General features: G+C 70.6%; 23 protein-coding genes. 11 read left to right on the top strand and 12 right to left on the bottom strand.

Annotated elements, in window-relative coordinates:
- Positions 1 to 23: 23 nt before the first annotated feature.
- Positions 24 to 515 (top strand): RNA-binding S4 domain-containing protein, encoded by a 492-nt coding sequence (locus tag ACZ6ZP_RS01225; protein ID WP_383819603.1) that lies wholly within the window; start codon positions 24 to 26, stop codon positions 513 to 515.
- A gap of 118 nt (positions 516 to 633) precedes the next feature.
- Here ACZ6ZP_RS01225 and ACZ6ZP_RS01230 read toward each other — a convergent pair whose 3' ends face one another.
- Both ACZ6ZP_RS01230 and ACZ6ZP_RS01235 read right to left on the bottom strand, forming a co-directional pair.
- Complete coding sequence (locus tag ACZ6ZP_RS01230) at positions 634 to 1,113, bottom strand: DoxX family protein (RefSeq protein ID WP_469405150.1); 480 nt, start codon at positions 1,111 to 1,113, stop codon at positions 634 to 636.
- 250 nt (positions 1,114 to 1,363) lie between these two features.
- Positions 1,364 to 2,056, bottom strand: a complete 693-nt coding sequence (locus ACZ6ZP_RS01235) for a class I SAM-dependent methyltransferase (RefSeq protein WP_361463812.1) — start codon at positions 2,054 to 2,056, stop codon at positions 1,364 to 1,366.
- A 245-nt stretch (positions 2,057 to 2,301) separates the two neighbouring features.
- On the opposite strand from ACZ6ZP_RS01235, the gene ACZ6ZP_RS01240 reads away from it, so the two are divergent.
- A complete protein-coding gene (locus ACZ6ZP_RS01240; RefSeq protein ID WP_399978201.1) occupies positions 2,302 to 2,574 on the top strand; it encodes a DUF6343 family protein in 273 nt (90 codons plus the stop codon).
- On the opposite strand, the gene ACZ6ZP_RS01245 is transcribed toward ACZ6ZP_RS01240, so the two are convergent.
- From ACZ6ZP_RS01245 to ACZ6ZP_RS01260, 4 genes are all read right to left on the bottom strand, one after another.
- Positions 2,571 to 2,963: a tetratricopeptide repeat protein gene (locus tag ACZ6ZP_RS01245; protein ID WP_361463649.1), complete on the bottom strand. Its 393-nt coding sequence runs from the start codon at positions 2,961 to 2,963 to the stop codon at positions 2,571 to 2,573. The genes ACZ6ZP_RS01240 and ACZ6ZP_RS01245 overlap by 4 nt on opposite strands.
- A gap of 175 nt (positions 2,964 to 3,138) precedes the next feature.
- Positions 3,139 to 3,522, bottom strand: coding sequence for a DUF3592 domain-containing protein (locus ACZ6ZP_RS01250; protein WP_399977828.1), 384 nt, complete (start codon positions 3,520 to 3,522; stop codon positions 3,139 to 3,141).
- A gap of 13 nt (positions 3,523 to 3,535) precedes the next feature.
- Positions 3,536 to 4,138 (bottom strand): dephospho-CoA kinase, encoded by a 603-nt coding sequence (gene coaE, locus ACZ6ZP_RS01255; protein WP_351162525.1) that lies wholly within the window; start codon positions 4,136 to 4,138, stop codon positions 3,536 to 3,538.
- 61 nt (positions 4,139 to 4,199) lie between these two features.
- Positions 4,200 to 5,138, bottom strand: a complete 939-nt coding sequence (locus ACZ6ZP_RS01260) for a PAC2 family protein (RefSeq protein ID WP_351162186.1) — start codon at positions 5,136 to 5,138, stop codon at positions 4,200 to 4,202.
- 279 nt (positions 5,139 to 5,417) lie between these two features.
- On the opposite strand from ACZ6ZP_RS01260, the gene ACZ6ZP_RS01265 reads away from it, so the two are divergent.
- Positions 5,418 to 6,398 carry a right-handed parallel beta-helix repeat-containing protein gene (locus ACZ6ZP_RS01265; protein ID WP_351162188.1) on the top strand — a complete coding sequence of 327 codons (981 nt, stop codon included), beginning with the start codon at positions 5,418 to 5,420 and terminating at the stop codon, positions 6,396 to 6,398.
- A gap of 96 nt (positions 6,399 to 6,494) precedes the next feature.
- Here the strand turns inward: ACZ6ZP_RS01265 and rpsA are convergent, their stop codons facing one another.
- Positions 6,495 to 8,018 carry a 30S ribosomal protein S1 gene (gene rpsA, locus ACZ6ZP_RS01270; protein WP_351162190.1) on the bottom strand — a complete coding sequence of 508 codons (1,524 nt, stop codon included), beginning with the start codon at positions 8,016 to 8,018 and terminating at the stop codon, positions 6,495 to 6,497.
- A gap of 398 nt (positions 8,019 to 8,416) precedes the next feature.
- Here rpsA and ACZ6ZP_RS01275 point away from each other — a divergent pair, with 398 nt between their 5' ends.
- Positions 8,417 to 9,247 (top strand): class I SAM-dependent methyltransferase, encoded by an 831-nt coding sequence (locus ACZ6ZP_RS01275; protein WP_351162192.1) that lies wholly within the window; start codon positions 8,417 to 8,419, stop codon positions 9,245 to 9,247.
- 4 nt (positions 9,248 to 9,251) lie between these two features.
- The gene (gene hrpB / locus ACZ6ZP_RS01280; protein ID WP_469405152.1) at positions 9,252 to 11,798 is read left to right on the top strand and encodes an ATP-dependent helicase HrpB; all 2,547 of its coding nucleotides are present in this window, start codon (positions 9,252 to 9,254) and stop codon (positions 11,796 to 11,798) included.
- Here hrpB and pgfA read toward each other — a convergent pair.
- The 5 genes from pgfA to polA all read right to left on the bottom strand — a co-directional run bounded on the left by pgfA (position 11,788) and on the right by polA (position 19,124).
- Positions 11,788 to 12,780, bottom strand: a complete 993-nt coding sequence (gene pgfA / locus ACZ6ZP_RS01285) for a cell envelope lipid trafficking protein PgfA (RefSeq protein ID WP_351162196.1) — start codon at positions 12,778 to 12,780, stop codon at positions 11,788 to 11,790. The genes hrpB and pgfA overlap by 11 nt on opposite strands.
- A 37-nt stretch (positions 12,781 to 12,817) precedes the next feature.
- Positions 12,818 to 12,952, bottom strand: a complete 135-nt coding sequence (locus ACZ6ZP_RS01290; RefSeq protein ID WP_351162198.1) for an SPW_0924 family protein — start codon at positions 12,950 to 12,952, stop codon at positions 12,818 to 12,820.
- A 202-nt stretch (positions 12,953 to 13,154) separates the two neighbouring features.
- Complete coding sequence (locus ACZ6ZP_RS01295) at positions 13,155 to 14,870, bottom strand: lytic transglycosylase domain-containing protein (RefSeq protein ID WP_469405153.1); 1,716 nt, start codon at positions 14,868 to 14,870, stop codon at positions 13,155 to 13,157.
- Between the two features lie 138 nt (positions 14,871 to 15,008).
- On the bottom strand, positions 15,009 to 16,058 hold the full coding sequence (locus ACZ6ZP_RS01300; protein WP_469405155.1) for a serine hydrolase: 1,050 nt from the start codon (positions 16,056 to 16,058) through the stop codon (positions 15,009 to 15,011).
- 324 nt (positions 16,059 to 16,382) lie between these two features.
- The gene (gene polA / locus ACZ6ZP_RS01305) at positions 16,383 to 19,124 is read right to left on the bottom strand and encodes a DNA polymerase I (RefSeq protein ID WP_366462170.1); all 2,742 of its coding nucleotides are present in this window, start codon (positions 19,122 to 19,124) and stop codon (positions 16,383 to 16,385) included.
- 122 nt (positions 19,125 to 19,246) lie between these two features.
- On the opposite strand from polA, the gene ACZ6ZP_RS01310 reads away from it, so the two are divergent.
- The 6 genes from ACZ6ZP_RS01310 (at position 19,247) to ACZ6ZP_RS01335 (ending at position 25,746) form a co-directional block, all read left to right on the top strand.
- Entirely contained in the window at positions 19,247 to 21,526 is a 2,280-nt protein-coding gene (locus ACZ6ZP_RS01310; RefSeq protein WP_383819581.1) for an FdhF/YdeP family oxidoreductase, read from the top strand.
- Positions 21,527 to 21,572: 46 nt separating this feature from the next.
- Complete coding sequence (locus tag ACZ6ZP_RS01315) at positions 21,573 to 22,046, top strand: PaaI family thioesterase (RefSeq protein ID WP_469405157.1); 474 nt, start codon at positions 21,573 to 21,575, stop codon at positions 22,044 to 22,046.
- A gap of 84 nt (positions 22,047 to 22,130) precedes the next feature.
- Positions 22,131 to 22,535, top strand: a complete 405-nt coding sequence (locus ACZ6ZP_RS01320; RefSeq protein WP_351162212.1) for a hypothetical protein — start codon at positions 22,131 to 22,133, stop codon at positions 22,533 to 22,535.
- Positions 22,532 to 23,164, top strand: a complete 633-nt coding sequence (locus ACZ6ZP_RS01325; protein ID WP_469405158.1) for a Tat pathway signal sequence domain protein — start codon at positions 22,532 to 22,534, stop codon at positions 23,162 to 23,164. Before ACZ6ZP_RS01320 ends, ACZ6ZP_RS01325 begins: the two co-directional genes overlap by 4 nt.
- 255 nt (positions 23,165 to 23,419) lie before the next feature.
- Complete coding sequence (locus tag ACZ6ZP_RS01330) at positions 23,420 to 24,667, top strand: branched-chain amino acid ABC transporter substrate-binding protein (RefSeq protein ID WP_361463666.1); 1,248 nt, start codon at positions 23,420 to 23,422, stop codon at positions 24,665 to 24,667.
- 149 nt (positions 24,668 to 24,816) lie between these two features.
- A complete protein-coding gene (locus tag ACZ6ZP_RS01335) occupies positions 24,817 to 25,746 on the top strand; it encodes a branched-chain amino acid ABC transporter permease (RefSeq protein WP_351162218.1) in 930 nt (309 codons plus the stop codon).
- The last annotated feature ends 5 nt before the right edge of the window (positions 25,747 to 25,751 follow it).

Below are 25,751 nucleotides of genomic sequence, written 5' to 3' on the forward strand. Positions count from 1 at the left end.
CGGGCAGGCACTAAAGTCGGTGCATGGCTTCGGAGACTTCAGGCGGTGGCGACAGCGGCAACGGCAACGGCAGTAACGGGGCCGGTGGCGCTCCGGCAGGCGCGGGTCCGGGAGCAGGTCCGGGCGGGGGCGCGGGTGCGGCCGGGGGTTCCGTGCGGGCCGACGTCTGGATCTGGTCCGTCCGTCTGGTCAAGACCCGCTCCATGGGCGCGGCGGCCTGCAAGGGCGGCCATGTGCGGGTCAACGGCGAGCGCGTGAAGCCCGCTTACGGCGTGCACGTCGGCGACGAGGTACGCCTGCGTCACGCGGACGGCCGCGAACACGTCGTCGTCATCAAACGCCTCATCCGCAAGCGCGTGGGCGCTCCGGTGGCCGTCGAGTGCTACATCGACAAAAGCCCTCCGCCGCCGCCCCGCGAGGCCGTGGCCCCCGCGGGCGTACGCGACCGGGGAACGGGCCGCCCCACCAAGCGCGACCGCCGGGAGATGGAACGACTGCGCGGCTTCGACGGCTAGCCCCCGCCACGGGAGGGCTAGCCCCCACCACGGCCCCGTCCCCGCATCGAGGGCTCACCCGGCAGTGCGGGGTGGACCCTCGACACGGGGACGGAACTCCACCCCGGTGCGCCGTCCTTCACTCCCCGCGCCGCAGGACGAGACGGACCAGCTCCGCCGTCTGCCCGCGCCGCGCCCAGGCGATCCAGGCCAGCGGCAGGATCAGGACGAGCGGCGTGGCGGCGTTCTCCCCGCCGAGCGCGGTCACGCTCACGATGAACGCGCCGACCATCAGCCCGATGAGAGCCGTCGCCCCGACGGAACTGAGCACCGGAACCAGCAGCGCGATCCCGCCGAGCACCTCCAGCGCGCCGATCGTGTACATCCCCGGATCGCCCCACCCGAGCTCCTCGAAGGCCTCGACCGCCGTGGGGTGCGCGATCAGCTTCGGCGCCCCGCTCGCGAGCCCGAAGAACAGGGCGGGCACCACCTGAAGCGTGCGCAGCGTGATGCGGACGGACCGCCGACCGGCCTCGGCGGAGCCGCCGGTGACAGTGGCGGTGCTGACGGAGGCGCTGGGGGCGGAGGCGGCGGCGGTGGTGTCGGTGGCCGTGGTCATGGTGATCTCCTCGGTGAACAGGGGCTGTTGTGCTGTCACCGAGATAGACCGCCCCACCGCGCAGAACTCATCGCCCTGCGGCACCCAATCCCCACACCGGAGACACGGGGCCTCAGGAGCCACGGGGGTCATAGGGGTCATGGGAGTCATGGGAGTCATGGGGGTCACCAGAGCCACCAACACCGTTGACGCCACCGAGGTCACCGGAGCCACCACACCGTTGATGCCACCGGAGCCCCCGCGGCCCGCGTCAGCGCACCGGCACCGCCCGCACCCAGATCCCGTCCTCCGTCAGGTACTTGTCGACCCTCAGTCCCGCCTCCTCCAGCGCCTGCTCGAACTGCTCCTTCGTGAGCGGCCGGGCGCGGAACGTCTGGGTCCATACGGCGTCCGGGAAGACGTACTCCGCGTGCACCTCGTTCACCCCGTCCCCGACCGGCTCCGCCGACACGATCCGCACCGTGTATCCACCCGGATCGACCCGCTCCCTCGGCAGGTTCGTGTGGTAGTCCGCCCCCTCCCGCTGGATCAGCACACAGCCGTCGTCCGTCACATGGCTCCGGCAGGCCCGCAGCATCCCGCGCCGCACCGCCACGTCACCGGTGTGCACGAGGAACGACGCGAGCGTCACCACCTCGAACCGCTCCCCCAGGTCGAGCGTCTCGATCGGGCTCCGGATCGTGCGCACCCGCCCGTCGAGCGCGGCGACCTTCTCCAGCATCTCGGCGGACTCGTCCACGGCCGTGATCCGGAACCCCCGCTCGAGCAGGGGCCGCGTCACCCGCCCCGCCCCGCTGCCCAGCTCCAGAATGTGCGCCCCAGCCGGCACCGCACCGGCGATGACATCGGGCTCGTCCCCGGCGGTCATGCGCGCGTACAGCTCCACCGCGCAGCCGTCCGGCGTGATCGCTCCGGGGCCCGTCCCCTCGTATCCCTCACGCATCTCAACAGTCATGCCCCCTCAACGAAGCTCTCCGAGGCCCCGTTCCCACCTCTCCCCGTGGCCCCAGGGTCTACAGCGGGAACCAGCCACGCCCCCCGTAAGTACGTCCAGCACGGCCTTACCCCCGATCGACACATCTACGATCTTGAAGCCTCCGCCCCTTCCGGTCCACCACCCACGGGTGGATCCTGGAAGGTGGAGACGCGCAGGAAGCAGGGTGGAGAGGGAGGAGACGGCCTCTCATGATGCGCACAGGCAGTGAACCGGTGACCGCGCGCAGTCCGCTGCGCATGCGCTTCTGGCTCAGCGTGTGGGGCCTGATCTGGGCCACGTTCGGCACGATCGCCTTCGCCTTGGTGGGACGCCCCGAATGGGCCGCGGCCTGCGGCGTGCTCTGGCTGATCATCACCGCCGACATGGCGATGATCCTTCGCCACATCCATCAGGGCCCGCACTACCAGCCGGGCCGCGACATTCCGCCGTACGAGCCCCCGTACGAGACGCCGAGGACCGGTTAGCCCTCGGCACCCGCCCGGCCGGCGTCGCCGTCGTCGAAGCGCGCCGCCGCCAGATACTCCGGCTGCGGGTCGAGCGCCGCGGCCAGGCGGAAGTGGCGCCGGGCCTGGTCGGGCCGCGCCGCGCGTTCGTAGGTGCGGGCGAGCGCGAAGTGGGCGAACGCGTTGTCCGGCTCGCGCTCCAAAACGATGCTGAACTCCAGCTCGGCGGCGCGCAGTTGGGCCGCGGCGAAGAAGGCACGGGCCCGCAGCAGCCGCGCGGCCGTGTTCTCGGGGTGGGCCGCGATGACCGTGTCGAGCAGCTTCACCGCGCCTCGGGGGTCCCGCGCGGCAAGGAGCTGCTCCGCCGCACGGAAGTCGATGACATGGGTCTCCGGGGTAATTTCGGGCACGCGTGACTCCTTCCCTCGCTGCTCTGCGTCAACGCCCGTCACGCCGACGCCTATTCCGTCGATTCTCCCCGTGACGCGGCCCCTACACTCCGGCACCCGCCACTCACCATCCGGGACTCACCGTCCGGGACTCGCCCTTTAGGGGCCACCCCATCCAGGGCCCATCACCCTGGACTCACGGCGCCAGGACCGCCAGCGCGAGCCCGAGCACCACGACTGCCGCGCCCACCGCCACGAATCCGCGGTCGACGCCCCTGCGCTCGCGCCCCAGCAGGACGGCCTCCCGAGGGTCGTCACTGTCGTACGCGATGCGCACCCGCTCGCCCGCGGCGAGCGGCCGCTTCCTGCTCGGCGGCACCGGCGAGACGACCTCGACCACGCGCCCGTCCCCCGTCTCGAACTGCAGCAACGGCCGCTCGGCGCCCGGTCGCACCTCCTTGACCAGGGCCTGTGCCACCTCGCCCGCGGCCGTGACGCGCCGGGTCCGCCGCAGGCCGTACGCACCGGCAAGGAGCGCGACCAGACCGCCCAGAGCGGTGAACACCCCCAGTACGACCACGCCCCGCCTCCTCCTAGGCCGCCCGAGCCCGCCGCGCGAGGTCCGCCCATACGGCGCCGACCCGCTGCTCCAGGCCCTCGATCGGGCCGTCGTTGTCGATCACGACGTCGGCGATCTCCAGACGCTTCTCGCGGGTGGCCTGCGCGGCCATCCGCGCGCGGGCGTCCTCCTCGCTCATGCCGCGCAGCCGCACGAGACGGTCGAGCTGGGTCTCGGGGCTCGCGTCGACGACGACCACTAGGTCGTACAGCGGCGCCAGGCCGTTCTCCGCGAGCAGCGGCACGTCGTGGACCACCACCGCGTCCCGCGAGGCCGCCCCCTCCAGCTCGGCGGAGCGGGCGCCGACCAGCGGATGCACGATCGAGTTCAGCACGGCGAGCTTCTCGGGGTCGGCGAAGACGATCGAACCCAGCTTCGGCCGGTCGAGGGTGCCGTCCGGAGCCAGAATCTCCTGCCCGAAAGCCTCAACGACCTTCGCCAGACCCGGAGTTCCCGGCTCCACCACCTCGCGCGCGATTTTGTCGGCGTCGATCAGCACGGCTCCGGACGCGACCAGGAGACGCGATACTTCACTCTTGCCGGCGCCGATACCGCCGGTCAGGCCCACCTTCAGCATGACCGGCAGCTTAGGGGGTGGCGCCACGCGCCGCCCTCCCGGCCACACCCAGCCCTCCCAGCTACGCGTCGCCCTCGCGCTCGGCGAGGAAGCGCTCGAATTCCTGGCCGATCTCGTCGGCCGACGGGATGTCCACGGGCTCCGCGAGCATGTTGCCGCGCGCGTCGGCGCCTGCCGCGGCGTCGTACTGGTGCTCAAGTCCCTGCACGAGGGCGACCAGTTCCTCGTCGCCCTCCTGGATCTGCCGGTCGATCTCGGTCTGGGTGCGGTGCGCCTCGGTGCGCAGGCCGTGCGCGACGCTCGGCAGCACGAGGCCCGTCGCGCCGGTGATCGCCTCGAGGACCGTGAGGGCGGCGTCCGGGTACGCGGAGCGCGCGATGTAGTGCGGGACGTGCGCGGCGACGCCGAGCACGTCGTGACCGGCCTCCAGGAGGCGGTACTCGACGAGCGACGCGGCACTGCCCGGCACCTGCGCCTCGTCGAAGGGGCTGCGGTGTCCCGGCACCAGGTCGGTGCGGTTGCCGTGCGGGGTGAGGCCCACGGGACGGGTGTGCGGCACGCCCATGGGGATGCCGTGGAAGTTCACCGAGAGGCGTACGCCGAGCCGCTCCACGATCTGCCGGATCGCGGCGGCGAAGCGCTCCCACTCGATGTCCGGCTCGGGACCGGAGAGCAGCAGGAAGGGCGCGCCCGTGGCGTCCTGGAGGAGCCGCACGTCGAGCGTGGGCACCTCGTAGTCGGTCCAGCGGTCGCGTCGGAAGGTGAGCAGCGGGCGGCGGGCGCGGTAGTCGACGAGCCGGTCGTGGTCGAAGCGCGCCACCACCTGGCCGGGCAGGCTCTCCGTGAGGCCTTCGACGATCTGGTCGCCGGTCTCGCCCGCGTCGATGTAGCCGTCGAAGTGGTAGAGCATGACCAGTCCGGCCGATTCCTGGGCGAGCGCCATGTCGACGACGGCGAGGCCCTTCGGCTCCCATGCGTACAAACCCTGCGGATCAAGCACTGTGACCGCTCCTCGCCCTCTTCATCGTGACTCGTACAGCAGAACGCCCGCACGGGCGTGGGCATTCCCTCCCCCACCTCTTCACAGCGGCTTCTTGCGTCCCGTACGCGCAAGAAGTGCGTCGAGGTTCGTATGCGTGAACGCCCGCAAGGGGACGCCGAGTTCACGCATCCGCCCCGCGCACACCCGGCTTAGTCCAGACCTTGACGCGGACATGCCCCACCTCTACGTTCAGATGCACACCCAGTGTTCACGTACGAGAACCGGAGGGTCACCCCCATGCGCACCCGACGCACTCTGCTCATCGCGACACTCGCCACGCTCGCCGCGACGGCCGCCACCGGAGGCCTGGCCGTCGTGGCCACCGCCTCCCCCGTGCCGGCGGCAGCCGGGACCATCGAGGTCTCCACCGCGGCCCAGCTCAAGTCCGCGCTCTCCAGTGCCTCCCCGGGCGACACGATCCGCCTCGCCGACGGCACGTACACCGGCAACTTCAAGACGAGCACGGCCGCGAGCTCAGGCGCCCGCATCACCCTGACCGGCTCGTCGAAGGCGGTGCTCACGGCGGGCGGCGGTTACGGCCTGCACCTGAACGGCGCCTCCTACTGGACGGTCAAGGGCATCACCGTCACGGGCGGCCAGAAGGGCATCATGATCGACTCCGCGAAGGGCGTCGTGGTGGACACCGTCACGGTCCACGGCCTCGACATGGAGGGCGTCCACTTCCGGAAGTCGAGCACCGACGGTGTCATCAAGGGCTCGAAGATCTACGACACCGGGAACGACGACCGCGGCATGGGAGAGGGCGTCTACGTGGGCAGCGCCAACACGCTCTCCGACAAGAGCGACAACGTACAGATACTCGACAACACGATCGGCCCCGACGTGGGCGGCGAGGCCGTCGACCTCAAGGAAGGCACCACCGGCGGCAAGGTCTCCGGCAACACCTTCGACGGCAAGGGCCTGACCGGCAACAACTACGACGACTCGTGGATCGACGTGAAGGGCAACAACTACGTCATCGAGAACAACACCGGCAAGAACACCACGAACAACGGCTACGAGACCCACAGCCAGCAGTCCGGCTGGGGCTGCGGCACGGTCTTCCGCGGCAACAGGTCGAACCTGTCCGGCTCGACGGGCGACAAGCAACTGGCCATCAACGTGACCAACTTCAGCGGCAGCTGCAAGACGACGGTCCACGCGAGCAACACGGTGACGGGCGGCAAGGGCCTGACCAACATCACGGTCACTCCGTAGCCCTCAACTCCGTAGCCCTCGACAACGCACTGCGGGCCCGCACCCCCGAAGGGGTGCGGGCCCGCAGCGTTCAGCTGTTACCGCCTGGGGCGAGCCTCAGCTCTGGCCGCCCGCGAGCTTCTCGCGCAGCGCGGCAAGCGCCTCGTCCGACGCCAGGGCGCCGGAGTTGTCGTCCGACTCCGAGGAGTACGAACCGCCGCCGCCACCGGTGCCACCGGCAGCCGGAGTGCCGGTCGAGGAAGCGGGAGCCGCAGCGCCCTCAGCCTCGGCCTGGGCGTCCGCCTCACGGGACTTGATGACCTGCGCCTGGTGCTGCTCGAAGCGCGTCTGCGCCTCGGCGTACTGGGTCTCCCACACCTCACGCTGGGACTCGAAGCCCTCGAGCCAGTCGTTGGTCTCGGGGTCGAAGCCCTCGGGGTAGATGTAGTTGCCCTGGTCGTCGTACGACGCGGCCATGCCGTACAGGGTCGGGTCGAACTCGACGACCGACGGGTCGGCGCCGAAGGCCTCGTTGGCCTGCTTCAGCGAGAGGCTGATGCGGCGGCGCTCGAGGTCGATGTCGATGACCTTGACGAAGATCTCGTCGTTGACCTGGACGACCTGCTCCGGGATCTCCACGTGGCGCTCGGCCAGCTCGGAGATGTGGACCAGGCCCTCGATGCCCTCGTCGACGCGCACGAACGCACCGAACGGAACGAGCTTGGTGACCTTACCGGGAACAACCTGCCCGATCTGGTGCGTGCGGGCGAACTGCTGCCACGGGTCTTCCTGCGTCGCCTTGAGCGACAGCGAGACGCGCTCGCGGTCCATGTCGACGTCGAGGACCTCGACGGTGACTTCCTGGCCGACCTCGACAACCTCGGAGGGGTGGTCGATGTGCTTCCAGGAAAGCTCGGAGACGTGCACGAGACCGTCGACGCCACCGAGGTCCACGAACGCACCGAAGTTGACGATCGAGGAAACGACGCCGGAGCGGACCTGGCCCTTCTGCAGGGTCGTGAGGAAGGTCTGGCGGACCTCGCTCTGGGTCTGCTCGAGCCAGGCACGGCGGGACAGGACCACGTTGTTGCGGTTCTTGTCCAGCTCGATGATCTTGGCCTCGAGCTCCTTGCCCACGTAGGGCTGGAGGTCGCGGACGCGGCGCATCTCGACGAGGGAAGCCGGCAGGAAGCCACGGAGGCCGATGTCGAGGATGAGACCACCCTTGACCACCTCGATGACGGTGCCGGTGACGATGCCGTCCTCTTCCTTGATCTTCTCGATCGTGCCCCAGGCGCGCTCGTACTGTGCGCGCTTCTTGGACAGGATGAGACGGCCTTCCTTGTCCTCCTTCTGGAGAACAAGAGCCTCGATCTCATCGCCCACGGCGACGACCTCATTGGGGTCGACGTCGTGCTTGATGGAAAGCTCGCGGGACGGGATGACGCCTTCGGTCTTGTAACCGATGTCGAGCAGGACCTCGTCCCGGTCGACCTTCACGATGACGCCGTCGACGATGTCGCCGTCGTTGAAGTACTTGATCGTCTCGTCGATCGCGGCGAGGAAGGCTTCCTCGTTACCGATGTCGTTGACCGCTACCTGCGGGGTGGTGGAAGCGGTGGTCTCGGTGCTGCTCGTCATGTGGGTAAGGGCTCCGGTACGGACGGTGAGTCGTAGGTACTGCTAGCGCCGGAGCCGATTTCGCTCTGAAGAAGCCGGACAGCCTGGGAAGCGCCGATTCAGTTTCCGAAGAAACGGAAGGCGCCTCGACAACCGAGGGGACATGCAACAGATGCGAGCGCATCCTGCTATGTCTGAGGAAGGCAGGCTCGCAGCGCAACTTGTAGCATACGGGGGCAGCCGGACAGGGTCAATGCGCGAAGGCGCACACCCGGGGCGGAACGCCGCATACCCGGCACAAACTCTGTCGCATGAGGCCACACGGGCCGCACGGCGCCCTGTCGCGACGCTTTCACGCGACCCCGCTACTGTCCCGCTGCGGCGCAGAGCCACGACAAGCCAGACGGAAGAGTACGACGATGGAGCCGATCATCCAAGAGTCCGAGCTGCCCGAGACGCCCGAACCGGAAGCCACCCGCCGTGAGGCCGACGTCACGGAGAGCAGTCGCGCCAACCGCGGCTGGTGGGACAGGAACGCGGACGACTACCAGATCGAGCACGGCACCTTCCTGGGTGACGACCGTTTCGTGTGGGGTCCCGAAGGACTCGACGAGGTGGAGGCCGAGCTGCTGGGTCCACCCGAGGAGCTGAAGGGCAAGGACATCCTGGAGATCGGCGCGGGTGCGGCGCAGTGCTCGCGCTGGCTCGCCGCGCAGGGCGCGCGCCCGGTCGCCCTCGACCTCTCCCACCGGCAGCTTCAGCACGCGCTGCGGATCGGCGGCGGGGTGCCGCTGGTGGAGGCGGACGCGGGGGCGCTGCCGTTCGCCGACGGCAGCTTCGACCTCGCGTGCTCGGCGTACGGCGCGCTGCCGTTCGTCGCCGACCCGGTGCGGGTCCTCAAGGACGTGCACCGCGTGCTGCGGCCCGGCGGCCGGTTCGTTTTCTCGGCGACGCACCCGATGCGCTGGGCCTTCCCCGACGAGCCGGGCCCCGAGGGCCTGTCGGTCGCGGCCTCGTACTTCGACCGCACTCCGTATGTGGAGCAGGACGAGGAGGGGAACGCCGTCTACGTGGAGCACCACCGGACGTTCGGCGACCGGGTGCGGGACATCGTGGCCGCCGGTCTGCGCCTGGTCGACGTGGTGGAGCCGGAGTGGCCCGCGTGGAACACCCAGGAGTGGGGCGGCTGGTCCCCGTTGCGCGGGAATCTGATCCCGGGGACGGCGATCTACGTCTGCGTACGAGACTGAGTGCGTGATCCGTCTCCGTAACGAAGCCCTGGACCTGCCCGTGCGCGGTGCGCTGCCCGCGCTGCGCTCCGCCCTGGAGGGACCGGGCAGCGCCGTGCTGTGCGCGCCTCCCGGCACGGGCAAGACGACGCTGGTGCCGCTGGCCCTGGCGGGGCTTCTCGGGGACGGGCCGGAGCGTCGTGTGGTGGTCGCCGAGCCGCGGCGCATCGCCGCTCGGGCCGCCGCGCGGCGGATGGCGTGGCTGCTCGGCGAGAAGGTCGGGGAGAGCGTCGGGTACACGGTGCGCGGCGAGCGGGTGGTGGGCCGCCACGCGCGCGTGGAGGTCGTCACCACGGGTGTCCTGTTGCAGCGGCTCCAGCGGGACCAGGAGCTGACCGGTGTCGACGTGGTGATCATCGACGAGTGTCACGAGCGGCATCTCGACGCCGACACCGTGGCGGCGTTCCTGGTCGACGTGCGGGCCGCGCTCCGGCCCGAGCTGCGGCTGGTCGCGGCGTCCGCGACGACGGACGCGCAGGGGTGGGCGCGGATCCTCGGAAACGCTCCGGTGATCGAGGCGCACGGCACCTCGCACCCCGTGGAGGTCGTCTGGGCGCCGCCCGTGCGTCCGGTGCGGCCGCCGCACGGGATGCGGGTGGATCCGGCGCTGCTCACGCACGTGGCGTCGGTGGTGCGGCGGGCGCTCGCCGAGCGGGACGGGGACGTGCTGTGCTTCCTGCCCGGGGTCGGTGAGATCGCGCGGGTGGCGGGGCAGCTGGGGGACGCGCCCGCGGAGGTCCTGCAGGTGCACGGGCGGGCGCCCGCGGCGGTGCAGGACGCGGTGCTCGCGGGCTCGGCGGGAGGCACGCGGCGGGTGGTCCTCGCGACGTCGGTGGCGGAGTCGTCCCTGACGGTGCCCGGGGTGCGGGTGGTCGTCGACGCGGGGCTCGCGCGTGAGCCGCGCGTCGACCACGCGCGCGGGCTGAGCGCGCTGACGACGGTACGGGCTTCGCAGGCGTCGGGCCGGCAGCGGGCGGGCCGCGCGGGGCGCGAGGCGCCGGGGGCCGTGTACCGGTGCTGGGCGGAGGCGGAGGACGCCCGTCTGCCGCGTTTTCCGGCGCCGGAGATCAAGCTGGCGGACCTTGCCGCGTTCGCCCTGCAGACGGCCTGCTGGGGGGATCCCGACGCCTCTGGTCTCGCCCTGCTCGATCCGCCGCCGGGTGGCGCGATGGCGGCGGCGCGGGCCGTTCTGACGGCGGTCGGTGCGGTGTCCGCGGAGTCGGGCCGGGTCACGGAGCGGGGCGAGCGGATGGCGCGGGTGGGGCTGCACCCCCGCCTGGCGCGGGCGCTGCTCGACGCGGTTCCCCTCGTGGGGGCGCGCAGCGCGGCCGAGGTGGTGGCCCTCCTGAGCGAGGAGCCGCCGCGCGAGTACGGGGACGACATCGCGGCGGCGTGGCGCGCCGCCCGGCGGGGCGGGGACGGATACGCGGCGCGGTGGCGCACGGAGGTGCGGCGGCTGACCGCTGCCGCGGGGGCGTCGCCGCCGGAGGCCGGTGCGCCGCCGGCGCGGGAGTCGCGGGCCGGCGGAAGCGACGAGCACGTCGCCGGACTCGTCGCCGCGCTCGCCTTCCCCGAGCGGGTGGCCCGGGGGCGCGGGGACGGGACGTATCTCATGGTGAACGGGACGCGGGCCGAGGTGCGGGCGGGGTCCGCGCTCACCGGGGCCGAGTGGATCACCGTGGCCGTGGCGGACCGGCCCGTGGGCGCCGGGCACGCGCGCGTGCTGCTCGGCGGGCACATCGACGGGGACGTCGCCCGGAGCGCGGCCGCGCCCCTGTACAGCGAGGGGGACGAGGTCGCCTGGTCCGACGGGGATCTCGTCGCGCGCCACGTCGAGCGGCTCGGTGCCGTGGAGCTGACGGTGCGGCCCCTCAAGAAGCCCGCCCCCGGACTCGTACGAGAAGGGCTGTTGGCGGGGCTCAAGGAGGAAGGGACCGCGCTCTTGAACTGGTCCCAGGGTGCGCGGGAGCTGCGGCAGCGGCTGGCCTTTCTGCACCGGCATCTCGGGGCGCCCTGGCCCGACGTCTCCGAAAGCGCCCTGCACGCGCGCGTGGACGAGTGGTTGGAGCCCGAGCTGTCGAAGGCGCGGCGCAGGGCCGACCTGCGGCGCATCGACGCGGGGCAGGCCCTGGGCCGGCTCCTGCCGTGGGCGACCGGCGAAGCCACCCGCCTGGACGCGCTCGCCCCGGAGCGGGTGGCCGTACCCAGTGGGTCCAGAATCCGGATCGACTACTCCGACCCCGAACAGCCTGTGCTCGCGGTGAAGTTGCAGGAGATGTTCGGGCTCGCCGAGACCCCGCGCATCGCGGACGGCGGCGTGCCCCTTCTCGTGCATCTGCTCTCCCCCGCCGGACGCCCCGCCGCCGTCACCGCCGATCTCGCCTCGTTCTGGCGGGACGGCTACCGGGCCGTGCGGGCCGAGCTGCGCGGGCGGTATCCGAAGCATCCGTGGCCGGAGGATCCGGCGGCGGTCCAGGCGACGCGGTTCACCAACGCGCGGCTCAGGCGTTGACCGGTTCCGGCTCGGGCGCCGCCGTGGCCTGCGGGTCGCCGGGCCTGCGGCTGCGGGCCTCCAGCCACAGGGAGAGGGCGAGCAGGAGCAGGCCGAGGCCCAGGAAGCCCCAGGGGAGATAGGACGTCAGGAGGAGGACCAGGACGCGCTGGGACTTCACCAGGTCGACCGTGCTCTCGATGTAGTCCTCGCGCATCTTCACGTGGCCCGCGAAGACCGTCACCTTGTCGCGTCCGCCGAGGAGCGTGCCGCCGCGCAGCTCGTTCCGCTGGATCTCCTCGCCGTAGACGGGCGCCCCGGTCGTCGGGTCGACCCAGAACTTGCGGACCGTGGTGTACCAGCGCGTCGTGCCCGTCTTGGCGAGGGACTCCGGGGTGATGCCCTTGACCGGCATGGTCTTGGGGAAGGGCACCTTGGTCCAGGGGATGGTCTGCTCGAAGTAGTAGACCTCCACGCCGCGGAACGTCTGCGTGCCCTTGTAGTGGATGGGCTTGGTGACGCGGGCCTGGGCGTCGAAGTACTCGTAGTCCCGCTTCTCGGTCAGGAAGGGCCACTTGAACTCGATGCCCTCGCGCTTGACCGCGTCGCCGTCGACCATCTCGCCCTTGGCGTGCACCGGCTCCTGGCTGTGCGCGTCGAAGATGTAGCGCTCGGGGACCTTGGAGACCATCTTGCCGTCGGCGTCCTGGACGTACGACAGGGCGTCCCAGACGACGACGTCGCGGTCCGCCGTCTTCTCGATCTTCTCGGACGCCTCCACGTTGCCCTTGAGTGTCTGCACGATGGTGACCTTGTCGACCTTCTTGGCCTTCATCGAGCCGTAGTCGATGAGCGTCGGGTTCTTCGCCTCGAGGACCGCCTCCTGGTACTGGCTCGGCGGGATCTTGGCGAGGCGCGGGAAGGCGTACCAGCGCATGAGCGGGGACATCGCCGTGAAGAACACGGCGAAGGCGAGCAGGATCAGGCTGGCCTTGCGGCGCATCGCGGCGGCCCTCCCTACGGAGACGGGCGGTTGACGGTCACGGGTGCTCGGGGACGGTGGTGAGCAGCGGCTCGGGCGACGTCTCGCCGGGCGGGGCCCCCATCGCCGTGATCGTCAGGACCAGGGCGACGGCGACGGCAAGACCGGTCGCGGCGGCGATGAGAGCACGCATGCGGATCCTCCCGAGGCGGGAAAGCTGATGACACGGCCGTGAACTGACAGGGCGTCAGGGGTTCAGGGCTGGGGCACCGTAGCAACGCGGCGGCCAGATGAGAACACGTTGCACACAGACGAACGCGCGCACACGAACGCCCCCGCGCCGGGCGGGCGCAGGGGCGTTGCGTTCAGGACGTGCGTACGTGCGGGACGTGCGGCTAGGCCGCGGGCGCCGCCACCTTCAGTTCGACTGTGAGCGTCGCGCCTCCCGCGGTGGTGACGCGCAGCAGGTACGTGCCCGCCGCGTCGTCCGCGTACATCTTGGGGAGCTTGAGCACGCCGTTCGCGTCCGTCTTGAGGGCCTTGAGCGTGCGGACCGGCTTGCCGTCCGCGTCCTTGAAGTACGGACCCTTGTCGTTGGCCGTGGCGTCGGTGGCCGACGTGACCATGGTGGCCGTGGCCGCGACGCGGTCGGCGGCCTCTCCCTTGTACGTCGCCTTGACCTCGACCTGGTCGGCGAATTCGCCGCCCGGCGCGCAGGTCAGCGCCTTGTCGCTGGTCCTGGCCAGGGTGTCGGCCTGCCGCGCGGCGACCGTCGCGGTGTAGTCGAGGCCGGGCAGCGAACGGCCGACGACCGTGGCCCTGACCTTGAACGTGCCCGTCTTCTCGCCCGCCTTGAGCACCGGCGCGGTGGCCTTGCCCGTGGCGCTCGTGGTGACGGTCGCGCTGGTGGCGCCGCCCGGGAAGCGCGCGTCGGTGTCGCCGACGATCGCGAACCGCACCTTGGCCTTGGCCACGGCCGAGCCCGACGCGGACTCCGTGCGCACCTCGACGCGCTCGGCGAAGGCGTCGCCCGCCGTCGCGGAGAGCTTGCCGGTACCGGCGTCCTCCAGGCTCGCGACCCGGTCGGTGGGCGAGGGGCCCGGGTCCGGGGTCTCGGAGCCGCCGCCGTTCGACGGCGGCGTGCTCGGACTGCCGCCTCCGTTGCCGGGCTTGGAGGGCTTGGACGGCTTGGAGGGCTTCGACGGCTTGGACGGGTCGGACGGCTTCGGCGAGGGCGAACCGGACGCCGGGGGCGTGGGGCTCGGACTCGGGCTCGCGCCCGGGGCGTTGTCGTCGCTGCGGTCGCCCGGCAGGTCACCCGTGCCGTCGGGAATCTCGTCGACACCCTTGCGGTAGTGCTCCAGCCACGTCAGGACCGTGTTCAGGTAGTCCGTCGAGCGGTTGTAGCTGAGGATCGCCTTGTGCAGATCGGCCTCGACGGACAGGTCGCGGTCGTTCGCGCAGAGGTAGCTTCCCGCGGCGAGCGCGGCGTCGTAGATGTTGTTCGGGTCCGTCTTGCCGTCGTCGTTGCCGTCCTGCGCCCAGGTGGCCCACGTCGAGGGGATGAACTGCATGGGGCCGACCGCGCGGTCGTGCGTCTTGTCGCCGTCGTACGCGCCGTCGTCGGTGTCAGTGATCTTCGCGAAGCCGTTGCCGTCGAGAACCGGGCCGAGGATCGGTGCGATCGTCGTGCCGTTCGCGTCCACGCGACCGCCACGCGCCTGGCCCGACTCGACCTTGCCTATCGCGGCGAGCAGTTCCCAGGGGAGGTTGCAGCCCGGCTTGGAGCTGGCCAGGGACGCCTCGGCCTTCTTGTACGCGTCGAGGACGGTGGCCGGGACTTCCGAGTCATCGGTTGCGGCGTCGCCGCCGTCGGGCGCCCCGGTCGGCGGGACCGGGGTCTTCAGGGGCGGCAGGTCGGTGTAGTAGGGGGAGTTGCCGGTCGCGGAGTTCTCCGGAGGCGGCGTGGCGTCGGATGCCCCGGCCCGCTCGTCGCGAGAGACGTCCGCCACGCCCGGGGCCTGGGACGCCGCGAGCGCGGCCACCGCCGCCGCGGCCACCGCGGTGGTCACCGCTCCCCTGCGCAACCGCCTGCCGAATACCGCCGCCATGACCGTGAATCCCTCCCCTTGACGACTGTGCCTGTCGCCGCCCCGCTCTGCTGTGCTCCCCGTTGTGCTCCCCAGCGGGCCGACTCAGGCGACACTACGACAACTTCCGGCGCCCAGACACCCGTTCGTGCCCGATTTTCACCGGTTGGCCGCGTCCTGTTCGGGCGGGGACTCGGGCCCGGTGTCGGGTCCGGTGTCAGACCCGGTGTCGGGCCGGGCGTCGGCCGGTACCGATCCGTCGGGCACTTCGCTGATCTCGTTCTCCGGGGTGAGCTCCTGCCCTGCGGAGCGGCCCTTGTTGAGCGCGCGGTGCACGGCTTGGGCAACGCGTTCGATGGTACGGACTCCGTACTTCATCGTGGGGTTGTCGTGCGAGAGGACGACGATGCGGTACGTGCGGCTGCGGTCCTTCCCCGCTCCGGCCCCCGTGCCCGTGCCCGCTTCCTTGGTCTTGCCCTTGCCCTTACCCTTGTCGGCTCCGGTGAACGCGCCGATGCTGTGCACCCGCCAGCCGTGCGTGGACCGGGGCAGCCAGCCGTTCTTGAGGTACGCCTTCGTGCCGCGCGGCATGCCCGCGGGCACGCCCCAGCGCTGGTCGCGCCGCACCTCGTTCAGCTGCTTGAGGCCGTACGCGCGTGAGGTCGGGCTCAGCAGGGCGCGGGCCCTGGCTCCGGTGAGGACGCCGAGGAGGCGGAGCTGGTCGGCCGCCGAGGTGCGGGTCAGGCCCCAGAGTCCGTACGGGTTGAGGGTGGTGGCGGCGGTGCCGGCGCGGCCCAGGAAGCGGGCGATGTAGGACTGGCCCAGGTCGTCGAAGAGGCGCCGGGCCGCGGTGTTGTCCGAGCGGATGATCATGGGGCGGATCTTGCGGCGCTCCCAGGTGGTCAGGCCGCGGCCCCAGTCCTGCGCGCGGCGGAGGGCGGCCTCCATGATCATGACCTTGGCGATGCTCGCGGTGTCGTAGCGGTGGCTGCTGCCGAGGGAGCAGCTGAGACCGGTGGCGGGGTCGTGGAGGGCCACGGAGACGGTGCTCCGCCGGGCGACCAGGACGGCACGGATCTCGCGGGCCAGCTGGGCGGCGAGGGCGGGGTCGCTGCGAGCCGTGCAGGAGCCAGCGCGTTGCGCCGCGCTTGCCCCGGCGGCGGTGGCGGGGAGGGGGGTGAGGAGGGTGGTGACCAGTGCCGTGGCCATCGCTATTCGGCACTTTCGCAGGTGAAGAGCCATGCGGTCATCGTGGCGGGGGTGTCTTTGCGGGGCTCGGGGGCGAGGGCCACCCGGGTGAGGGCGGGTTTCCCCCTGGCCCGCCCCTCCCCGGCACCGGGCGGCTCCACCCCTGGGCCCCCGACAAAGATGTGCTCGAACTCGAAAAGGATGTCCTCGAACGCCGGACGGGCTGACATCTTCCTGTCCCCCTGGCCACAGGCCGTTCCCGCCCCACAAGCCGTTCCCGCCCCGCAAGCCGCCCCGGGCCGCAAGATGTCAGCCCGGGGCTGCGAAGCAGGGACCAAGCAACGCCTAGTGCGCCGCGGACTCCCAGTCCGGGCCCACTCCCACCGACACGTCCAGCGGCGCCCGCAGCGACACCGCGCCCGCCATCTCGCGGCGGACGAGCTCCTCGACCTTGGCGCGCTCGCCCGGGGCGATCTCCAGGACGATTTCGTCGTGGACCTGGAGCAGCATGCGGGAGTCGAGCTTCGCCTCCGTCAGCGCGCGGTGCACGTTCAGCATGGCGATCTTGACGATGTCCGCGGCCGTGCCCTGGATGGGCGCGTTCAGGGCCATCCGCTCGGCCATCTCGCGGCGCTGGCGGTTGTCGCTGTTGAGGTCGGGGAGATACCGGCGGCGGCCCAGCATCGTCTCCGTGTACCCCGTCGCGCGGGCCTCGTCGACGGCTCGGCGCAGATAGTCGCGTACGCCGCCGAACCGCTCGAAGTAGGTGTCCATCAGGGCACGGGCCTCGCCCGCCTCGATGTTCAGCTGCTGGGAGAGGCCGAACGCGGAGAGGCCGTACGCCAAGCCGTACGACATGGCCTTGATCTTGCGGCGCATCTCGGCGTCGACGGCGGAGCCATCGACGGAGAAGACCTGGGAGGCGACCGTCGTGTGCAGGTCCTCGCCCGAGCCGAACGCCTCCAGGAGGCCCTCGTCCTCGGAGAGGTGGGCCATCACGCGCAGTTCGATCTGGCTGTAGTCCGCGGTCATCAGGGACTCGAAGCCCTCGCCGACCACGAAGCCGCGGCGGATGGCCCGGCCCTCGTCCGTGCGGACCGGGATGTTCTGGAGGTTCGGGTCGGTGGAGGACAGGCGGCCCGTCGCCGCGACCGTCTGGTTGAACGTCGTGTGGATGCGGGTGTCCGTCGCGATCGCCTTGATCAGGCCCTCGACCGTGACGCGCAGCTTCGCCTGCTCGCGGTGGCGCAGCATGATGACCGGCAGTTCGTTCTCGGTCTGGGCCGCGAGCCAGGCCAGGGCGTCCGCGTCCGTGGTGTACCCGGTCTTCGTCTTCTTCGTCTTGGGGAGGTTCAGCTCACCGAAGAGGACTTCCTGGAGCTGCTTGGGCGAGCCGAGGTTGAACTCGTGGCCGGCCGCCTCGTGCGCCTCCTTCACGGCCTGCTGCACCGCGCCCGCGAACTGCTGCTCCATCGCCTCCAGATGGGCGCGGTCCGCCGCGATGCCGTGCCGCTCCAGGCGGGCCAGGAGGATGGACGTCGGCAGTTCGATGTCCGTCAGGAGATCACCGGCGCCGACCTCCTTCAGCTTCTCGCCGAAGGCCGTGCCCAGGTCGAGGATCGTGCGGGCCTGCGCCATCAGCGAATCGGCCTCGGCCTGGTCGTCCTCCTCCGTGCCGAAGGCGAGCTGCCCCTCGGCCGCCCCGGCGGGGGCCAGCTCACGGCCCAGGTACTCCAGGGACAGGGCGTCCAGGGCGAAGGAGCGGCGGCCCGGCTTGACCAGGTACGCGGCGAGCGCCGTGTCCATGGCGACGCCGTCCACGCTCCAGCCGTGCTCCGGGAAGACCCGCATCGTGGCCTTGGCGTTGTGCAGGACCTTGGGCTTGTCCGGGTCGGCGATCCAGGCCGCGAACGCGTTCTCGTCGGCCTCGTCCAGGCGGGACGGGTCGAACCAGGCCGCCGCTCCGCCGGCCGCCGCGAGGGCGACCTCGGTCACCGAGCCCGTGCCGAGCTGCCAGGTGTCGACCGTGGCCACACCGAGGACCGCGTTGCCGTGCTCGGCGAGCCAGGGTGCGACCTCGCCCGCGCCGAGCACCGAGCCGTCCAGCTCCACGCCGGGCTCGGCCGGGGTCTCCTCGGCCTCCTCCGCGCCGGGGTCGACGGCCAGGAGGCGCTCGCGCAGCGAGGGGTTGCGGATCTCCAGGGTGTCGAGGACCAGGGCGAGGGCCGTGCGGTCGTACGGAAGGCGCTCCAGGTCGGTGACCGTCTTGGGGAGCTCCACGTCGCGCACCATCTCCGTGAGGCGGCGGTTCAGCTTCACCGCGTCCAGGTGGTCGCGGAAGTTCTGCCCGGCCTTGCCCTTGACCTCTTCGGCGCGCTCGACGAGGTCCGCGAAGGAACCGAACTGGTTGATCCACTTCGCGGCGGTCTTCTCGCCGACTCCGGGGATGCCGGGGAGGTTGTCCGAGGGGTCGCCGCGCAGGGCGGCGAAGTCGGGATACTGGCTGGGCGTGAGGCCGTACTTCTCCTCGACCTTCTCCGGCGTGAAGCGCGTGAGCTCGGAGACGCCCTTCGTGGGGTACAGCACGGTCACGTGGTCGGTGATCAGCTGGAAGGAGTCGCGGTCACCGGTGACGATCAGGACGTCGAAGCCGGCCGCCTCGGCCTGGGTGGCGAGCGTGGCGATGACGTCGTCCGCCTCGAAGCCGTCCACCGCGAACCGCACCGCGTGCATCGCGTCGAGCACCTCGCCGATCAGCTCGACCTGGCCCTTGAACTCGTCCGGGGTCTTGGAGCGGTTCGCCTTGTACTCCGGGAACTCCGAGGAGCGCCACGTCTTGCGCGAGACGTCGAAGGCCACCGCGAAGTGCGTGGGCGCCTCGTCGCGCAGGGTGTTCGCCAGCATCGACGCGAAGCCGTAGATCGCGTTCGTCGGCTGGCCCGTCGCGGTCGTGAAGTTCTCCGCGGGCAGCGCGAAGAACGCCCGGTAGGCCAGGGAGTGCCCGTCCATGAGGAGCAGGCGCGGACGCTGCTCGCCACTCGGCTTCGGCGCGGTCTCGGACTTCTTCTTCGCTGCTTTTTCTGCCACGTCCCCGATCCTGCCACGCCCCACTGACACTCAGGCCCAACCCTCACCCGCGACCGCGCTGTCGGCGTCGCGTGGGAGGATCGGAGACATAGCTCACGCACGTGCTCGAAGGGGAGCCGACCATGGCAAGGAAGTCGCCCAAGGGTGATCCGGTCCAGGACGCGCCGCAGGTCGCGGAGGTCCAGCACGCCGCGGCGGGCCTTCCCGCCATCGGGCACACGCTGCGCATGGCGCAGCAGCAGATGGGGGTGCGCCGCACGGCACTGACGCTGCTGCGGGTCAATCAGAAGGACGGCTTCGACTGCCCGGGCTGCGCCTGGCCCGAGCCGGAGCACCGGCACAAGGCGGAGTTCTGCGAGAACGGCGCGAAGGCGGTCGCCGAGGAGGCCACGCTGCGCCGGGTCACCCCGGACTTCTTCGCCGCGCACCCGGTGGCCGACCTCGCCACCCGCAGTGGGTACTGGCTGGGGCAGCAGGGCCGCCTCACCCACCCGATGTATCTGGCGGAGGGCGCCGAGCGCTATGAACCCGTTCCCTGGGAGCGGGCCTTCGACATCATCGGCGAGGAACTGGCCGCCCTTGACAGCCCGGACGAGTCGGTCTATTACACCTCGGGCCGCACGAGCAACGAAGCGGCGTTCCTGTACCAGCTGTTCGCCCGCGAGCTGGGCACGAACAACCTGCCCGACTGTTCGAACATGTGCCACGAGTCGTCCGGCTCGGCCCTCACGGAGACCATCGGGATCGGCAAGGGCAGCGTCCTCCTGGAGGACCTGTACAAGTCGGACCTGATCATCGTCGCCGGGCAGAACCCTGGCACGAACCACCCGCGCATGCTCTCCGCCCTGGAGAAGGCGAAGAACAACGGCGCGAAGATCATCACGGTCAATCCGCTGCCCGAGGCCGGCCTGGAGCGGTTCAAGAATCCGCAGACCCCGCAGGGCATGCTCAAGGGCACCGCCCTGACCGACCTCTTCCTGCAGATCAGGCTCGGCGGCGACCAGGCCCTGTTCCGCCTCCTGAACAAGCTCATCCTGGAGACCGAGGGTGCCGTGGACGAGGACTTCGTCCGCGAACACACCCATGGGTACGAGGAGTTCACCGCCGCCGCGCGGGACGCCGACTGGGACGAGACCCTTGAGGCCACGGGTCTGGAGCGCGAACGCATCGAGGAAGCGCTGGCCATGGTGCTCGCCTCGAAGCGCACCGTCGTGTGCTGGGCGATGGGCCTGACCCAGCACAAGCACGCCGTGCCGACCATCCGCGAGGTGGTCAACTTCCTTCTGCTGCGCGGCAACATCGGCCGTCCCGGCGCGGGCGTGTGCCCGGTGCGCGGGCACTCGAACGTGCAGGGCGACCGCACGATGGGCATCTTCGAGCGGCCCGCCCCGGCCTTCCTCGACGCCCTGGAGAAGGAGTTCGGCTTCGCGCCGCCGCGCGAGCACGGCCTGGACGTCGTCCGCGCGATCAAGGCGCTGCGGGACGGCGAGGCGAAGGTGTTCTTCGCGATGGGCGGCAATTTCGTGGCGGCGTCGCCCGACACGGAGGTGACGGAGGCGGCGATGCGCAAGGCCCGCCTGACCGTCCACGTGTCGACGAAGCTGAACCGCTCGCACGCCGTCACGGGCGCGCGTGCGCTGATCCTGCCGACGCTCGGCCGCACCGAGCGGGACCTCCAGGGCAGCGGCGAGCAGTTCGTGACCGTCGAGGACTCCATGGGCATGGTGCACGCCTCGCGCGGCCGACTGGAGCCCGCGAGCCCGCATCTGCTCTCCGAGCCGGCCATCGTGTGCCGCCTGGCCCGCCGCGTCCTTGGCCCCCAATCGGCCACGCCCTGGGAGGAGTTCGAGAAGGACTACGCCACGGTGCGCGACCGCATCGCGCGCGTGATCCCCGGCTTCGAGGACTTCAACGCCAAGGTGGCCGACCCCGCGGGCTTCGCCCTGCCGCACGCCCCGCGCGACGAGCGCCGCTTCCCCACGGCCACCGGCAAGGCCAACTTCACCGCGGCGCCCGTGGAGTTCCCCGCCCTGCCCAAGGGACGGCTGCTGCTCCAGACGCTGCGCTCGCACGACCAGTACAACACCACGATCTACGGCCTCGACGACCGCTACCGCGGCATCAAGAACGGCCGCAGGGTCGTCCTGGTCAACCCCGACGACGCCCGCGAGCTGAACCTCGCCGAAGGGTCGTACGCGGATCTGGTGAGCGAGTGGAAGGACGGCGTCGAGCGGCGCGCGCCGGGCTTCCGGATCGTGCACTACCCGACGGCCCGTGGCTGCGCGGCCGCGTACTACCCGGAGACGAACGTCCTGGTCCCGCTGGACGCGACGGCCGACACGAGCAACACCCCCGCCAGCAAGTCCGTCGTCGTCCGCCTGGAACAATCGGGCACCGACTGAGCGTTCGCTCAGCGACAAGTGAGGACGACGAACGGAGCCGGGCCCCATGGGCGAGCAGCACAGCGTGAAGTTCCCGCAAGAGGTCATCGACGAGTACGCCGCGCTCGGCGTCGACCTGCCCGCCCTCTTCTCCGCGGGCGACCTGGGCAACCGGATGGGCGTCGAGATCGTCGAGGCGTCCGCCGGTCGCGTCGTCGGCACCATGCCGGTCGAGGGCAACACCCAGCCGTACGGCCTGCTGCACGGCGGCGCGTCCGCCGTCCTGGCCGAGACCCTCGGCTCGGTCGGCTCGATGCTGCACGGCGGGAGCAAGAAGCTCGCCGTCGGCGTCGACCTGAACTGCACGCACCACCGCGGCGCGCGTTCGGGCCTGGTCACCGGCGTGGCGACGCCCGTGCACCGGGGCCGCTCCACGGCGACGTACGAGATCGTCATCACCGACGAGCAGGACAAGCGGGTGTGCACCGCGCGGCTGACCTGCCTGTTGCGTGACGTGGAGCCCAACGGCTCCGCCGGATAAGGCGGTTGAGGGCGGGCGCGCGCCCGCCGACCCGGCCCGCCCCACGCATTGTCGGAGCGTGGGGCGCCGGTCTAGCGTCCTTGCATGAGGCACCGGAAACCGCTCTGTGCGCTCGCCTTCGCCACCCTCCTCTCCACCACCCTCCTCGCCGTCACCGGATGCGGGAGCTCCCCTTCCGCCGATGACGCCCCCAGCAGGAGCACCGCGCCCTCCCCCGCCACCACCTCCCCCGAGGACCTCTGCACGGCCCTGATCACCAAGTGGGGCCGGCAGATCTACGACTCGGGCAAGGAGACCTACGGCGACTACCAGTCGATGGGCCTCTCCAACGGGCAGTACATGATCCTGCGGGACACCCTCGACCTGGCCCGCGCCGAGCGCGAGCGCCACGGAGCCGACGCGGGACGGAAGTTGCTCGCCCGGGAGGCCCGCGAGCGGTGCGAGAAGCGCTACCGCCACGGGCAGCCGAGCGGCGGGCCGTGGGTGTGAACGCCATCGGCCCCATCGAGCCGGGCGACGACACCTACGAGACCCGGGCCACCGGCACCGCCTCCGCCGGCCAGGCCTGGACGCAACCCCTGCGCTCCCGCCCGCTCCTCACCCGGCACCGCCGCACCGCCCTGGCCCTCGCCACGGCCGCGGTCGTCGGGGCCGCCGGGCTCAGCCTCTACCTGACCCGTCCGCGGCCCCCGGAGCCGCCGCCACCGCTCTACCCGTCGCAGACCGTGGCCGTGACGTACAAGGGCGAGATGACGCGTCCCCGGGCCGGTGACCGCTCGTTCAGCTTCACCGTCAGCCTCAGCCAGGACTCGGGACCGCCGGTGTCCGTCCGACGGATCACCCAGCCGACGACGGCGCTGTCGGTCACCGCCGCTCCCCATACCCCATTCACGGTGAAAAGCGGAACCCCTCGTACGGCACGCATCACGATGCACATTCGCGAATGTGGAAATGTGCAGCGGAATGCCGGACTCCCTTTCCTGGTCGTAACACTGCGTAATGTGCGCGCAATGCAGATACAGAGCTTCATCCTCGGCTCGGCGTACGCAAAAGATCTTTCCGCGGCCCTGACAGCTGCATGCCCCCCGAACACTGATGTCATGAGTAAAACACCCTGACAGTCCTGCAAGTTCTCAGCATGCGGGATGCACCGAAGGTGGCGTATTCCGCCACAACCGCCCCCTGAGTTCCAGCGCGGAATACTCCGTGGCATAACAAGAGCGTCACACCTTTGGCCTGACCACTCCACCAGGAACAAAGCGCCCCTTAGAGTCACGGCCAGTCACCGCGCCCACCGGATTCCTGTCAGTTCGGTTCTGCGCTCGACTCGGCCACCCAACAGGGGACGGCCGTGCCAGGGGAAAGGACTGATCGTGCGTCAACGTTCGCTCATAGCCATCACCGCTGCACTCACCGCGGGGGCACTCACCCTCACCGCCTGTGGCTCACGCGACGACAAGGACAAGGACGAGGCCGGGGGCGGCGGCACCACCGTGGTCATCGGCGTCGACGCGCCGCTGACCGGCGACTTGTCCGCGCTGGGCCTCGGCATCCGAAACTCCGTGGATCTCGCCGCCAAGCAGGCCAACGAGAAGAAGTACGTCGACGGCATCACCTTCAAGGTGCAGCCCGCCGACGACCAGGGCCAGCCCGCGTCGGGCCAGACCAACGCGACCAAGTTCGTCGCCAACAAGGAAATCCTCGGCGCCGTCGGCCCCCTGAACTCCTCCGTCGGCGAGTCGATGCAGAAGGTCTTCGACGACGCGAAGCTCGTCCAGGTCTCCCCCGCCAACACCAACCCGGCCATGACCCAGGGCCAGGACTGGAACGGCGGCAAGAAGGTGCGCCCGTACAAGGCCTACTTCCGTACGGCCACCACGGACGCCATCCAGGGCCCGTTCGCCGCGCAGTACCTGTTCAACGATGCGAAGAAGAAGAAGGTCTTCGTCATCGACGACAAGAAGACCTACGGTGCCGGCCTGGCCGCCACCTTCAAGGACGAGTTCACCAAGCTCGGCGGCAAGGTCGCCGGCACCGAGCACGTGAACCCGGACACCAAGGACTTCGGTGCCGTCGCCACCAAGATCAAGAACTCGGACGCGGACGTCGTCTACTACGGCGGCGAGTACCCCGCGGCCGGCCCGCTGAGCAAGCAGATGAAGAAGGCCGGTGCCAAGATCCCGCTCGTCGGCGGCGACGGCATCTACAGCGCCGACTTCGTCAAGCTCGCCGGCAAGGAAGGCAAGGGCGACTACGCCACCTCCGTCGGCCAGCCCGTCGAGGAACTGCCGTCCGCCAAGGAGTTCATCGCGAACTACAAGAAGGCCGGCTACAAGGAGGCCTACGAGGCCTACGGCGGCTACTCGTACGACTCGGCCTGGGCGATCATCGAAGCGGTCAAGAAGGTCGTCGAGGACAACGACGGCAAGCTGCCCGACGACGCTCGCGCCAAGATCGTCGAGGCCATGCAGAACGTCTCCTTCGACGGCGTGACCGGCAAGGTCTCCTTCGACGAGTACGGCGACGCGACCAACAAGCAGCTCACCGTGTACCAGGTGAAGTCCACCGAGGACCCGACCAAGGGCTGGAAGCCGGTCAAGTCCGGCACCTTCACCGGCTGATCCACCCCGCAGCACGACACCACCGCGCGGGGCGCTGCCTCTGCAGCGCCCCGCGCGGCGTCGCATCCGTCACCTAAGCCGTCCGGCCGGCGAGGCCCACAGCCACCGCAAACAGGCCGCACGACACCGAAAGACTCGGAGGACCTGCGGTGCACGAACTGCCGCAACAGCTGGTCAACGGCCTGCTACTGGGATCCATGTACGGCCTGATCGCCATCGGCTACACAATGGTCTACGGCATTGTCCAGCTCATCAACTTCGCCCATGGCGAGATCTTCATGGTCGGCGGCTTCGGCGCTCTCACCGTCTGGCTGTGGCTTCCGGGCGGCACCAGCATGTGGCTCGCCCTGCCGCTCATGCTCATAGGCGCCGTCATCGTCTCCACCCTGATAGCGGTCGGAGCCGAACGCTTCGCCTACCGCCCGTTGCGCGGCGCACCCCGCCTCGCACCCCTCATCACGGCCATCGGCCTCTCGCTCGCGCTGCAGCAGGCCGTCTGGGCCTGGTACCCCAACGCGAAGTCGTCCCGCACCTTCCCCGAGATGCCCGGTGACTCCATCCACCTGGGCTCCGTCACCATCCAGCCCGGCGACATCTTCCTGCTGATCACAGCCCCGATCTGCATGTTCGCCCTCGGCTACTTCGTGATGAAGACCCGCGTCGGACGCGGCATGCAGGCCACCGCGCAGGACCCCGACACCGCCAAGCTCATGGGTGTCAACACCGACCGCGTCATCGTCGTGGCCTTCGCGATCGGCGCCGCCTTCGCCGGCATCGCCGCCGTCGCCTACGGCTTCCGCTACGGAGAAGTCCAGTTCCGCATGGGCTTCCTCTGGGGCCTCAAGGCCTTCACGGCCGCCGTGCTCGGAGGCATCGGCAACATCTACGGCGCGATGCTCGGAGGCCTGGTCCTCGGAGTCGCCGAAGCCATGGCCACCGCCTACATGAACGACATCCCCGGCATGAGCCAGCTCGGCGGGCAGTCCTGGGCCGACGTCTGGGCCTTCGTACTCCTCATCGTCGTACTCCTCGTCAGGCCACAAGGTCTCCTTGGCGAGCGCGTCGCGGACAGGGCGTGACAACC

Source organism: Streptomyces sp. NPDC054047, from assembly GCF_055585065.1.